Origin of the sequence: Haematospirillum sp. H1815 (genome assembly GCF_012102705.1) — a bacterium.
In the GTDB taxonomy this organism is placed as follows: Bacteria; Pseudomonadota; Alphaproteobacteria; order Rhodospirillales; family Rhodospirillaceae; genus Haematospirillum.
On the sequence record NZ_JAAVTA010000015.1, the window covers coordinates 23,057 to 37,304 of the forward strand.

The 14,248-nt window shown below is 55.9% G+C and carries 5 protein-coding genes and 1 pseudogene; 4 read left to right on the forward strand and 2 right to left on the reverse strand.

Annotated features, from left to right (window positions below; genetic code table 11):
- Window positions 1-520: 520 nt before the first annotated feature.
- From HEQ60_RS09985 to HEQ60_RS10000, 4 genes are all read left to right on the forward strand, one after another.
- Window positions 521-1,456 carry a M10 family metallopeptidase C-terminal domain-containing protein gene (locus tag HEQ60_RS09985; protein WP_168071542.1) on the forward strand — a complete coding sequence of 312 codons (936 nt, stop codon included), beginning with the start codon at window positions 521-523 and terminating at the stop codon, window positions 1,454-1,456.
- Window positions 1,457-1,796: 340 nt separating this feature from the next.
- Window positions 1,797-10,136 (forward strand): RHS repeat-associated core domain-containing protein, encoded by an 8,340-nt coding sequence (locus tag HEQ60_RS09990; RefSeq protein WP_168071543.1) that lies wholly within the window; start codon window positions 1,797-1,799, stop codon window positions 10,134-10,136.
- A 28-nt stretch (window positions 10,137-10,164) separates the two neighbouring features.
- Window positions 10,165-11,349: a hypothetical protein gene (locus HEQ60_RS09995; protein ID WP_168071527.1), complete on the forward strand. Its 1,185-nt coding sequence runs from the start codon at window positions 10,165-10,167 to the stop codon at window positions 11,347-11,349.
- A 17-nt stretch (window positions 11,350-11,366) separates the two neighbouring features.
- Window positions 11,367-12,662, forward strand: a complete 1,296-nt coding sequence (locus HEQ60_RS10000; protein WP_168071544.1) for a hypothetical protein — start codon at window positions 11,367-11,369, stop codon at window positions 12,660-12,662.
- A 60-nt stretch (window positions 12,663-12,722) separates the two neighbouring features.
- Here the strand turns inward: HEQ60_RS10000 and HEQ60_RS10005 are convergent, their stop codons facing one another.
- Entirely contained in the window at window positions 12,723-13,958 is a 1,236-nt protein-coding gene (locus tag HEQ60_RS10005; RefSeq protein WP_168071545.1) for an acyl-CoA reductase, read from the reverse strand.
- Window positions 13,906-14,248 (reverse strand): annotated as a pseudogene (locus HEQ60_RS10010) (acyl-protein synthetase); the annotation flags it as partial. The gene HEQ60_RS10005 and the pseudogene HEQ60_RS10010, both read right to left, overlap by 53 nt.

Below are 14,248 nucleotides of genomic sequence, written 5' to 3' on the forward strand. Positions count from 1 at the left end.
GGCATGTTTGATCCAGGCGTATGTGTGTTCTGTGCCGGAAGAGAGGCAGGGTTGTACCTTGCGGGTTTGGATGCTGTGTCGGAAAACCTTGCGGCACCGCAGAGTAACCGGAGCCTGATTGTGATGATGGACAAGAAACGTTCTGACCGGCCACAGTCTCTTTAGTCTCTTCCTGTTACCATTCCTGAAGCAGGCTGCGTGCGCTTTTGTTGCTTCTACTGATTGCTCTGGCGCGCAAGGAAAAATTATGAAACCGTTTCATTGCAATGTACGCTGTGTGCATACATCAATAATGGGGGATATATTATGAATATATCCACTTTTTCCATGTAATGGCAATGCCATGCCAATTATATTTCATTCCTGCATGTATCTTGTAATTATTGGTTTATATGTATGTGGTTATTCTATGTTCTTCATTGGTCATGGTTGGTGTATATATTTTCATTATGATGTCTCTTGTCTGTTTTGATACCGTTCGTGTCTGCGGGTCTTTCTTGCCCGACTGAACATGGAGGATATGATGGATATGACACAGATGGAGAGCTCTGTTGTTATGGTTGGTCCCTATGCGGTGGTGACTGGAACGCAGAACGATGATTTTCTGCATCCACCCAAGGCTCGTGGCTTCATCGATGGTCTTGGTGGTGCTGATACTGTTAATTATTCACCCTATGCAGATCCGCTGATGATTACGCCATCCTCTGTGGGGGATCTGGTTGTCAATGTGAATGATCAGCAGAAAGATCTTTTGAGAAATATTGAAAGGGTCATCGGTGGTTCGGCTGATGACCGGATGACGGGGACTTCTGCCAATGAAGTTTTCTTTGGTGGTCCGGGGCGGGATATCCTGGATGGTGGCGCTGGCTTTGATGGGGCCGAATATTCCGACAAGGATAAGTCTGTCGAGGTGGACTTGTCTGTCAAAGGGCCGGTTGTGGTCAAGGTCGGTGGGCAGCATGAGGATACACTGCACAATATAGAAGCCGTTATTGGGGGCCTTGCCGGTGATACCCTTAAGGCCGCTGCGGGCAGAAGCATGCTGGCTGGTGGTAAAGGCGATGACACCCTGATTGCCAACGGGGGCGATGATATCCTGATGGGTGGAAAGGGAGCCGATACATTCGTGTTCAAGTCGGTTTCAGACTCTCCATTCAATGACCCTTCCAGAATTATCGATTTTAACTCTGATGATGGGGACCGTATTGACTTGTCTGCCATTGATGCACATGCAGCGCAGGATGGCTTCCAGGCTCTTGCCTTCAGCGGTCAGAATTCTGCCGCTCATTCTGTATGGTACAGCGTTGGGGCTGACTATGGTGACTGGTATGCTCCGCCCGCTATCCGTGTTGATGTAACCGGCGATGCGGTCGAGGACATGATGATTCTTGTCGAGACGGGTTCCGACGTTCCGTTCCATATTACGGCAGCAGCGTTGGGTCTGGTTGCAGAATAAGCAGCCCTGATCATGCACTATTGATGGTGCTGTCCCCTGTGACATCTGCCTGCTTGCAGGTGCGTCGCAGGGGGCATTGCACGGTATACATTGCGGGATATCCTGATATCTGTCGCAACTCTGTTCTTTCCCGTTTGTCTTTGTCCCGGTTCGGCTTCTTCTTGGTTGAAGCCGTTTTTCCTTTGCACTCATCTGCACGGCATTCCGTATGCCTGCTTATTTTTATCGTCATCCATTGATCGATAAAATACCGACTTATTATTAACCTTGTCGGGATAAATCATGTCGTATACAACCAATGACAGATTCGATTGGGCTGGCTGGTATACGGAAGCGTGTTATGAGTGCTGCAAGATTGGACACGGTACTTGAGGCCCCGCCTGGGCAGGCCTCGCAATACAGTCCCGATGGTGGTTCCGTGCGGGATGTGAACCTGTTCAGGGGGGCCGTGTCATTCTCTGTTCCCCTGCTGTCCCTTCCTGGGCGAAGCGGTCTGAACCTGGAGCTTCTTGCCACTTATAACAGCGCTGTTTCTGGTCAGTTGGTGCAAAGCAATCGCGATGCACCAACCGGTATTCTTGGGCTTGGGTGGGATATACCCATTGACCGGATCGATGCCCATTATGCTGTGCCGGGTGATCGGGACAGTGCTATGCTCTTCTTGACCAGCCGTGGTTCTCGTAACCGTTTGTATCGTGTTGCACGTCCGTGGCAGCGGGGGTGTCTTGATATCAGTCTGTCTGCTTCCCTGGATCGCAAGGAGGTAACGCCGGCAGTACAGCGTGCTTTCCTGGATCAAGGCTTGGTTCTGGACCGCGAAGCGCGTGTGACGGTTGATGTTCCTGGACAGAGCTGGTCTGTTGTTGATCCGGTCAACGCCTATATGCTGGTTGTCCGGGTTGAGTCTGGCTCCTTGTCTGTTCTGGATGGTGGCCTTCAATACGAAGCAGAAGGCTATGACTTCTCTCGTATTTGCTATTACGCACCGTTCGAACGCTGGGAGATTTATGACACATCCGGCCTGTGCCGTATTCTCGGTGGGGCTTCCGGAACCAACGCTGCAGGGCATGGTACCAGCCAGGGGAACTCCATTGTTTGGGGCGTTCATTGGAATGGGTGGGCCGGCCCGGGAATGGTTGCCCACGATCCCGATGGGAAGCGGATCCAGGCTCAGTATCCGTTGTCATGGTATGTATCTGCGCAGCAGGCTCCAAACCGTGATGAGATCCGCTTTGCCTACAGGCAGGTCCAGCCTCTTGTTGGTGTTAACGGCTTGCCGTTTACCCGGGCCATCTACCTGGAAACGGTCACCGATATGTTCGGACGTTCAGCGCGTCTGATTTATGCACCGAAGCAGTATTCCAGTGACATGTCCGGTGTGCGTGAGTATCTGGATCCGCACAGGGCTGTTCCCGATGATGCGCCCACAGCGTGGCAGGATCGTTACGAGACGCTGTTTCTTGACCGCGTTGAGTGTCGGGCCCACACGGGTGACCTGTTGTTTACAACCTGCTTTACGTATGAGCTTGGGTTGTTTTCGGCTGTTCCTGACAAGGCTCCCCCCGATTTTGCCGGTACCATGACGCGGCGCGTCCTGACGGCGATAACCCGGGTACAGGCTGATGGCAGTTTTCTGCCGCCCTTGCGTATGACGTATCACCCGGCAACAGGGAGCAATCCCGGGGCAATTGCTTCGCGGCATTTACCGGAAGGGGCCGTTATTGCCTATGATTATCAACAAAAGAGTCTGACGCAGTGTTCGCGCAGCCTGACGGTCTTGCCGGCCTTGGCCAGTGCCAGGCCAAGGGTCTGGTTTGGTACGGACTACGCGGTTGTCCTGTGGATTGCTGACAGTCGTTTCAGTCTGACAGTTTATACGTGGAACGGGCGCTGGATTGCCTGGACCCCGTCTGCGCAGCAGTATCTGCTGTCCATTGATCCGGATGGTATCAATCCCGTCTTGCGTGACGATTTCTTTGTCCTGCATGTTCCTGATGCAGATAAAGCCAGCAGCTGCGTGCTGTTCTTCCACCGTGACAACCGTATTCTGGGCGGGTGGATTGAAGATCCTGCTTCTCCCCTGGGTATTGAAAGCCGTAACAGCCACGTTGTCGCCGGAGATCGTTTTCTGGCCATAGCCAACGGACAGAACAACACTGTTACCCGGTTTACATGGAACGATCTCTCTCGGTCATGGATGCAAGAAAACGTTCCGACAGAAGAACGCATGCGGGATCCTTCTTCCTGGCATATTTTTTTGGCGGCGAACGCCACTACCATGGTTGTGCTGTATTACGACGGGCTTTCTGCACCCGGTACAAAGCAAAGCCGCCTGGTTTGTCATGGTGTTGGAGAAACAGGCGACTGGACGATTCTGGATACACGTCCGGCACCGGACATAACCATCTCCGGCCCGGATGTTCGTGCCAATTTTCACTGGGTGGCGGCATCATGGGTTTTTGCTGCCGCGTCGGTCATTGCCGATACAGGATCCCGCCTGACGTGGCAGCTCAGCCTGTATACCTGGAAGCCTGACCGGACACTGAATGCGCCGTTCCAGATTGTTGGGACCATCGACAAGACAGAAACGGGTGTCTTGCCCTGGCAGCCCATACCCGTCATTTCACCATCTGGCCTCGTTGCCTGTGGGCCCGATCTGTTGCGGTTCAATGGGTGTGAGTGGCTTCCCAATAACAGCTTGTCCCTGCGTATTCCCGTCATGGACGGTGCGGCTTTCCGGTTTGTAGCCGGGGATGATGTGGTGATGAAAACCGAATACACCCCGGATCAGGTTATCGGGATGTTGCAGGCTTTTGATCCCGATACCACCCAATCGGTCTGGGCTGGTGATCCGCTCCTTTTGTATGATAGTGCGCCTGTCGGAAGCGGTTTGCAGCATTATGGCTCCAGTGTTGGTGGCAATACGGTGACCTTTGGTGGCCGTGTTTATGATCGAGGTGCATCAACAGACTGGAAAGAAGCCGTCCGGCATGCATCTGGTTCCTTGCCATCAGATGTAGACACGGCAACCCTTGTCAATCAGGGCCCGCTGTTCTTGCTGGCTTTGGGTCAGGAAAATACCGGGGGACCGATGACCAGGGTCATGATCCTGAAGCCCGGGTTTATTTTTGCCGGTGAGGTTGTGCCGCAGGCTTTGTGCGAGTCTTTCGGGCCGGGGAGCTTTGCAACCTTTCTGCCTTCTGATGAGCCTTTCGATCAGGCGCAGTCTTTAACTCTGTATCGGTTCCTGCATGACTCTGTACTGCAACCCGTTGTGGATTTTCCGGTGCGGTCTGTGATCAGCGATAACGGTTACACCCGCGAGGAGGTGACCTACCTGTTTGATCCGGATACGGCAGCTCTCAGCGCGCAGGGTGATGTTTGCAAATACTACACGGTTGCTGTGTCCAGAGGACCGGAAGGTCGGCATGGTTCGACCCGTTATACCTTTATGAACGGGATTGGGGATCGTGCCCCCGGGAACCCGGTGCGGGAGGCTGTTCTGGACGGGCAGCTCCTGCGTACGGACATGCATGATGCAGGTAACCGTGTGGTGGCCAGTTATCTCAACACCTGGTCTTTTATTGACCAGGTCCAGGATATCAGGGATGGCACAACCCGTCGTTTGCATGGCGGTTATGTGCAGTTGGCATCAACGACGCGGGTTGTCGATGGCGTGACATCAAGTCAATCCTTTGCGTATGACCTGCGTACGGGACAGGTTATGCAAACGGACATGTCGGTCCTGAATTCTGTTGCGCAGGCCGAGGTTCATCGCCGCCGTGTTGTTCCCGGGTGGCAGAGATATCCGCAGTTTGGTTTCCTCAACATCCTGACGCCATGGGTGGAGATAACCTCGACCGTTGCAACAGGTGACGCTGAACCGGTTGTAACCGGTCAGGCCCTGATGGAGTGGCGCTCTTTTCCCGGGCCGGCCATAGGGGACGCCGGACGCCTGTCTCTTTTCTCTGAAGTTCAGTCATGGAGTCGTGTTGCCGCCGGTGATTCCACCCCGTCGGAGGATCCTGCACAGTGGTTGCGGACCGGACGTGTGGAGTATCGTAATGCCTATGGGTATCACGTAGAGACCCGAACATCGTCCGGGCTGGTTCAGAGCGAGCTGTATGCCACGGCAGGCTCCCCCCTTGTTGCTACCTTTTCCGGTGCGTCCCTGTCGGGGCAGGAAGCATACTATTACGGGTTCGAACCCTATGAAACAGCCGGGAACTGGAACCTGGATCCTGCGCTGACTCCCCTTGTAACAGCCATCAGCTGCACGGGGACACGTTGTCTGGCGGTGCCGGCAGGGGTATCCGGGGCATCCTTGGAGCTGACGCCGCGTGATTGTTCAGAGCCATTCCTGTTCTCGTTCTGGGCTTGTCTGGATCCGGCTGTGAGTGTTCATGGCCCTGTTGAATGCTGGCGTGTAGAGTATTCCGGTCCCGGTGCTGCATCATTGCCCATACCCCGGACTGTTCAGGTTGCATCAACACAGTGGTCTTTTTATGCCATTCCTGTGGATCTGTCCGGGTGTCAGGGGCCGGTTACGGTGCATTTGACGCCGGTCAACAGTAGCAATGTCACAGTCTTTATCGATAACGTGGCATTTTCGACACGTGGCGGGTCTGTCCGGGCCCATGTTTTTGATCCTGTGACCTATCGTCTGACGGCTGAGGTTGGTCCCTATAACCAGATCCGCCGCCGCATCTATGACCGGCAGCACCGTCAGGTCGCAATCACCAATGAGTTCCAGTCCGTTGTCAATGTGATCGCGCCGTATCTGGCGCGGCAAACGCAGGATGATTTCGATCCGGATACTCCCAACAGTCAGCTTGTGGTGCAGCCGATGGGGGAGACATGGTATGGCCGGTTTCGCAACAATGGCGTCTGGTCGGACGGGTTCTCGTCGACACAGCCGACGTTGTGGACCAGTGCCAACGGGCAGCTTGCTTATCATGGGTATCAACCCGGGCGGATCGATTTTACCGGGATCCGGCTTGTCACGGATTATATGGTTCGCCTGACGGTCAAGGCTGAACCTGGGTACAGTGTTAGCCTGCTTTTGGGTGATGATCTTTCTGTTGCCTGGAATCCAGATACATGTGCCTGGACTCTGACCGATCGCCTGAACAAGGACACGGTCCAAGGTGCCTTTACCAGTCCCACGCCATCCGGTGACTGGTTGGTTGTGCTGGGGCCCCATGCTGTGATTGTGGTGCTTGATGGCCGGATTCTATTCCGCTATCTGCCCGAGCAGTGCCCGCAGGGGCATCCGGCGCTTGTTGCCGGGGGCCCGCTGGTTGTCCGTGAATTTGTTGCCGGCAGCCGTTTGCAGATGGCCATCCGCTATTTCGACGGATGCGGGCGCACGACGCAGGGGCATTCTGTTGAGGGGACACAGGTTGTCATCGCGACGACCCTGTATGACGAACTGGGGCGGCCAGATGTGCAGCTCAAACCCGTTGCGCTTGATATCCGTCGTGACGGCTTCTTGTTCTGGCGCCGTGATCTGGTTACGGCTTTTGATCGTGACAGTGGCCTTTTGTCCGGTAAGGCAGCAGATGCTTGGCCGCAGGATCACGGATATCCCTATACCCGCAAACGGTTTGAGGCATCTCCTCTGGGGCGTGTTGTTGAGACCGGTATGCCTGGTCGTGATTTTGCCATAACCAATCTTTCTACAAGCACCCCGGAAGGGCGTCATACCCTACGTTGGTCTTATGGCTCCAATACGAGTGATGATCCAACCTGTCGTCTGGGTCTGCCGGTCGGTCGCTATGCCCGTGTGCAGAAAACAGACCAGAATGGTGACGTGTCCGTGACCCTGACTGATACGTTGTCCCGGACAGTTGCTGCGGCCCGTTGTGTTGATTCAGAGCGTGGGCACTGGACTATCGAGAGCCAGGCCACGGTTTATACGCCCGATGGCGTACAGCAGGCGGTTCGTCTGCCGAATTTTTATGCTCTTCCTTCCGGCGGAGTAACTGATGCCTGGACCAGGCTGACACTGTCTGATCTTGCCGGACGGATTATCAGCCGCATGGATCCCGATAGTGGCCTGAAGACCGCAGTTTTCAATGCTGCCGGTCACGTACGTTTTGCCCGGGATGCTGTTACAGCCGCCCATGGTGATGTGGTTTACAGTAAATATGACCGCTATGGGCGGCCGCTTGAAACCGGTCTTGTTGCAGCAGACTGGGACAGGCGAGCCTTGCAGGCCAGGGCGGAACAGCCGGATTGGCCACGCCCGGAGGACGGTGCCCGCGCCCTGCGTCGTTTTGTGCATGACGGTGACGGGACGTCTGTCAATAATCTCGGGCATCTGGTGTCTGCGACGGAATGTGACGAAACAAGCCGTCAGGCCACCAGTATTCTTGTCTATGATCATGATGATACCGGTCAGGTTGCCGGAAAGACATTGCGTTTGCCGCAGCTTGGCCGGTCGTATGCGACAACCTTTGCCTATGACAACCTGGGTAATGTGACCGGCACAACCTATCCCTCCGGGTTTACAGTCCTGTCACAGCGTGATGCTGCTGGGCGTGTCGAGCGCATGGTTGATGGAAATGGCACTGTGCTGGCTGCATGGACATACGCACCGGGCGACCAGATTGCGGAACAGCGCATCCTTCCCGGTGCACAGGCAGCGGTGACGACGGATTATGCCTATAACAGTCCCGGGTGGCCGGTCCGTCTTTCTTCGGCCTTTATGACCGAAGAGCTGTCCTACAACAGCGGGGCTATGGATGGTACCGCGTACTACAATGGGCAGGTCTCTTCGATCGATGTGACCTTCTCCCTGCCGGCTTTGGCTGTGCCGAGGTTCCCGGCGCGGACGTCCACCGCCTGCCGCTATGATGCAGGTGGTCGGATTCTGTCGGCCCGGATGATGGCTGATGGCGTTGTCCAGCCGCGGTGGAGCCTTGGGGTGGTGACGTCGACATCCTATGATGACAACGGTAACGTTTTGTCCTGTGACCATGACGGTCAGGCAATGGCATACCGTTATCGTGCCGGTACAAACCAGGTTATCAACACCGATGGCAGTGATCATGCCGATTATGTCTTTGATGCCGTTGGTGCCGTAACGCGTTCTGATTCAAGGGCAATTACCGATATTGTGCGTCATCCTGGTACACGGCGTGTGGACAGGATACGGACCACGGATGGTGATGTTGCCTTCGAGTATGACAGCCGCTCAAACCGTATCGTCAAGGCCACGACAGAGGGGCGCCGGATCTATGTGCGTGGTGTGAACGGCTGGACCTTGATGGAGGAGTATTGTCCTGCTTCGGGAACGCCATCGGTTACGGAATATCTCTACGGTCCCGGCGGGTTGTTTGCCATTCGGGTTGACGGACAGGTTATGCCGGTTCTGACGGATCATCTGGGGTCCGTGCGTGGGCTGGTATCGGCAGACGGAAGGCTTTCAAGCGCGTTCCATTATAATATATTTGGCGAGGTTGTAGCCCGTTACGGGGCCAATGATCACTTGCGTTACCGCTTTACCGGGTATGAGTATGATGCAGAAACAGGCTTGTACAATGCGTCTGCCCGTCTTTATGACCCGGCACTGAAGCGTTTCTACAGTGTTGATCCCAAGGGACAGTACGCATCCTCCTACGTTTACTGTGGCAACAATCCGGTCTCTCTTCTTGATCCTACCGGGGAGGCGGCTTGGTGGGCCGTCCTGCTTGGTGCTTTGGTTGGGACGGCTGCAACCTTGGCGACAGGTGGTGCCGGTGCGTTTCTGTTCGCGACAGAGGAAGGAATAGCACTGGGGACCATGACAGCGGTTTCAGCGACGGCCGGTGCCGTTGGTTCCCTTGCTGGTGATGCGACGACAGCGGGGATATCCGGTGAACGCTTCAGTCCTGCCCGGGCTCTGGTTGATCTTGCCGCGGGTGCTGCCGGTGGTGCCGCGGGTGAGTTCTTTGGTGGTACAGCAGCTACTGCTGCAATAGGTCGCGCTTTCAGGGCCGGTTATTCGGCTACAGCTGTCAGCCGGATTGGATTTGCTGCATCCGGGGTGGCGGGTGGCTTGTCCGGCTCTGCAGCCGCGATAGGAACGCAGGCGGCCCTTGGTGGTCAGCCCCTTTTCAGTGCGGGGAATGGCATAACGGTGGCCTTGTCAGCTCTGGCTGGTTTTGGCGGAGCTGTTGCCGCGTCCGGGTCCTACTTCTCCTGGTTCGGGAATACGATGCCCGTGCCGTTGGGAGAGAACGAGTTTGATCTGATTGATTCCTTTACCCGACGGTATACAGAACCCGAAAGTGGTTATGTGTACCGGTTTCTGACACTCAATCCTGAAGAGCTTGGGCTCCATTTCTCTGTTGCCTACCGTCTGAATGAATTCGGGACCGAGTTCCATGATGTGATTGATGTGCATGGTGCCGGGCGCTTTGTGTTCCCGTCCATCAAGGGCGCCGGGTACATGCGACCGATGTCCGGCAAGCTTCTGGCGCGGTATATGCGGACCCAACATCCTGACTGGGTTGGCGGCGGTACACATCCCCCGATCAAGATGTCTTGCTGCTTCAGTGCGATTCCAGGGTCCCGCGGGGGGGCTGTTGGCCAAACAATTGCGACGGCCCTGAATCGAACGACCTATGGAAGCCTTGGTACCGTAATGATGATAAGTGGTGCCCCGGACTGGAAATGGGTTCGTTTTACTCCATGACCTCAACCCCATACAGGAGATGACAGGTATGAGCCTTTCTGATGTTGAAGAGAAACCCGCTGTTTGCCCGGCTGATGAAGGTCCGCAGACCCCGGTCCAGGTTGCGTCCCTGGAAGAATACAAGACCCTGTTCGCAGGGAATCTGACCGATGCACAGCGCGAGGCCCATACGCAGCATCTTTCGTGTCTGCATGGGAATGCTCTTGACGGTACGGATGATGACGGGTGTCTGGCCCGCCTCAGCAACTTTGTCTATGGTGCCGGTAAACTGGCACATCATGACAAGGCTTTTGCCGAGAAGATATTCCCGATACAGGCCAGCAAGATAGCTGTTGAGGACATGACGGTGACAACCGATATCGTTTATGGTCCCGCTTCGGCACCTGTTTTGCTGAACGTGGGAACATTGACGTTTGCCGGTGGATCCATTACGGCCCTGAACACGGTTCTTACAATCAACGCCCGCAAGGTGGCCTTCCGTGAAGGCAACGGAACCAAGCCCTATCATATCGGTATTCTTGGTACAGACGGTGTAACTGGTATGGACGGTGTCCATGGTGATACGCCCCCCAATCAGGCTGCATCCGGCAAGGATGTCCAGCCTGCGTCTCCGGGGATCTGCACAGGTGTCGGGCCGGGCGGTCTTGGCAGCAACGGGTCCAATGGCGGGGATGGACAGGATGGAAATATAGGCGGAACCGGGCGCCCCAGCCTGCAGGCTAACCTGACCTTCTATGCGTTTGATAATCCGGCAGGAGAAAAGTTGGTCGTCTTCACGCGTTCCGGTGCCGGTGGTGCCGGCGGTCGTGGCGGAGATGGTGGTGCCGGACAGCAGGGTGGAAACGGTGGCTGTGGTTGTGACTCTGGCTGTGAAGGCACCGATGGCGGCGATGGCGGCCGTGGTGGCAATGGTGGTGATGGCGGGAACGGTGGTCAGGGCGGTAACGCTGTCGATGGTGGTGATGTGTTCATAAAGGTTCCTGCAGAAGCTGTATCCAGCGTTGTGAGGGTTGCTGATATTGCCCATGCGGGCATTGGTGGTGCCGGTGGTTTGGGAGGCGCTGGCGGTCGTGCCGGAAATGGCGGCGCTGGCGGGAAGCATTCTGCCAATGGAGCAGGTGGTGCGCGTGGCAACAACGGCAAGCCCGGTCAGCCCGGCAAGGCGGGGATTCGTCAGGGTAATCCCGGGAACATTTATATCAACAGCCTGTAGATGGTACGGTTATACGCATGGTGTTAACCACTAAGTCTTTGGGTCACGATATGTCGGTCCTTCCCCGCCCGGGGGAGGACTGGCCGATCGGAACCCATTTTATTACTGTGCCGGACCTGGAGACGGCGCGCCGTCTGTTTGGCTCGCCGGATCATGCTGTCCGTGTACGCAAGAGTGCATTGTTCTATCGCGGGATTGAAGCGCGCCAGCGCCTTCCCCAAGGGATGCATGATCGTGGCGAGGAATATGCGATCGCGGATGGCAGGCTGCATGAAGCGGACCGTGCCGGGCTTGCCAACCATCTGCCCCTGCATGTCAAGGTGATCCGTCTCCCCTACAAGCGACTTGCCCGGGGTGAGGTCTGGGATGTCAGTGTCCGTCATGGACAGTGGCCCGGCCTTGATTACATGGAAGAGCTGTATGTCTTTGTGCACGTTGATCATCTGGTTCTGGAGGAGGGGGCCCGGATTATCGTATCAGGCAACGTGTTGTTTCTTGTGTGTGGCACGCTGGAACGTGTTGCTCCGGTCAGCTCCTGGCAGGGCGTAGCTGAGGACAGGTACGATATTGCGGTTCTGCCAACGCCTTTCTCGGTAGACCGGCAGCTGAGTCCCAATACAGGATGTCCTGGTGTTGACGGGTTACCCGGGGATGACGGTGTTCACGGCATGTCTGTTGAGGTCGAGGGATCTCTCTTCGGTCCGGTACCGGTTCATGTTCCCGCGCAGTGTCATGCCGGGGATGGTGGGGCCGGTCTGGACGGGAGCCATGGTGTGCGTGGCCGTAATGGTGGCATGTGCAAGGTGGCCGATATACGTATCGCTCGGCTGGTGGGGTGTGACTCTTATCCCCTGCGTATTTTTTCTCGTGCTGGATCTGGTGCTCCCGGGGGGAGTGGTGGGCAGGGAGGGCGCGGTGGTAACGGTGGGCAGGGTGGTAACGGCATCAAGTCTGCCAGTGTCTTACGGTCTTCCGGGGATGGAGGTACCGGCGGTCATGGGGGCCGTGGTGGTCATGGTGGGCAGGGCGGGAACGGCGGGTTGTCGTCCAATATTTTTGTCCAGGTTCCGGTGGGAACGGTGATCCAGTCTCTCTCTTTGCCGTCTTTGGGGGGGGCGGGTGGTTCACCGGGTTCGGGTGGATTGCCGGGGCTTGGTGGAGCAGGGGGAGCAGCATTGCCCGGCATTGCCCCCGGGCGTCGGGGATGCGACGGGCTTCGTGGCGCTGACGGGTTGCCCGGGCGTCCAGGCCGGTCGCGACCGGGAGCGGGTATTTTTGTGATTGAATGCGACCGTTTCGGCCCAAGTTTCTGACAGCGCCCTGCATGCCCCAAGACCAAGGGATACCCTGACTGGAATCGTTCGCTGCGATCTTTATCTCACGTGAACAATGCGTGAGAGCTCTGCCACAATATTGAAGCCATCCCAGAGCACATCCATGTCCAGGGCCTGCCCGACAGGAACAATGCGGCTTATCCCGCAGATACCACGGCGCAGGGCCCATTCCTGCATGGCAGATGGTGTGATGCCGAAGTAGGTTAAGGTCTGCACTTTCGGGGACAAGGATGGGGCCAGATCGTCAAGGTTATGAATGTGCGTCTGGAAGAAGAAGCCACTCCGTCCGCTATCTGTCTCAAGGCAAGGGGGAACGGTTTGCAGGTCCAGTACAGAAAGGGTAATGCCGTATGGCTGGACCGCCTGGATGTCCGGACGTATCGCCAAGGCTTTCAGGACAGAGGTGGCTTTACTGACAGCCTGTTCGGCGCGCAGTGTGTATGACCTGTCTGTGATGTGCTGTGAAAGGGCGTTCCAGAAACGTTGCGGATCTCTTTTCTTACCACACCAGATGACATAACGGGGGGAAGAGCATGCGTTCTGGTCCATTGTGTATGCGTCGTTAAAGAACGCACGGGCAAGAGCAGCCAGATCATCATCTCCCAAGTTGGCAACCGCATCGGAATCCATGACGCACAGGGACAGGCGATCAGGGAACACAACATCAACGCAGTCCGGTCGTGTTGGCAGGGATCGGATGTGTGTGACGGTCGTGTCGCCGCCCCAGATCATACGTGCCGCGCAGGCACGTGACAGTGTGGCGGTTAAATCCAGATCCTTTGCATAACGGACGATGGCAAAGCGCCTGGCCATGTCTTGATATGGATGTACACTGACAACATTATTGAGAATACGGCACAGGATGTCGATCTCTTCAAATGGGCGTGACGGAGCCCGTACGATATTCACGTTACCGGCCAACAGGCCAAATGACAGCGAAAAGGCTGTGTTAACCGGAATATTGCCGGGTGCAATGTGAAGTGTCAGGCCGCGCCCAAGGCGCAGTCTGGAATCGTTACAGAGATTCTGTGATGCCTTGATGCCTGCAGGCCGACACCAGAAAGCAAACGTTTGCAGGTCGGGTTTCTTCCTGGCTTGCGGATCAAGACGCAGGGCCTTTGAAAAGGCACCGAGGAATTCGCAGACAGGCGGTGCAAAGGGCGGAAGGCACGTGTCACGCAGGTCACGATTTCCGGCCAGCAGATCAAGATTGGATCCTTCATCAAGCAAGGGTGTCGCTGCATCCCCTGGCTTCAGCGTCCTGGACCCGTCCATGTACAACAAAATATTTCCCCTTTCTCCCGCACGGACAATCATCTTCCCCAAGAATCGTGGCCTCATCTTCTGTCAAAAGACTATGACCGGGATAGCTCTCTGGCAAAGCGGAAAAAACCTGAAGCAACCCCCTTTCGTTTGATACACAAGGTTCAAGATGTGCATTTCGCACCAGAACATCCGAGAACAGGGACGGATGCAGATGGTGTTGCTCACATTCAAGAAAGATGGAGCCTGTCTGTTCAACAAGGCCATAGTAGTTATGGACAGAACGGATACCGGTTGTTTTT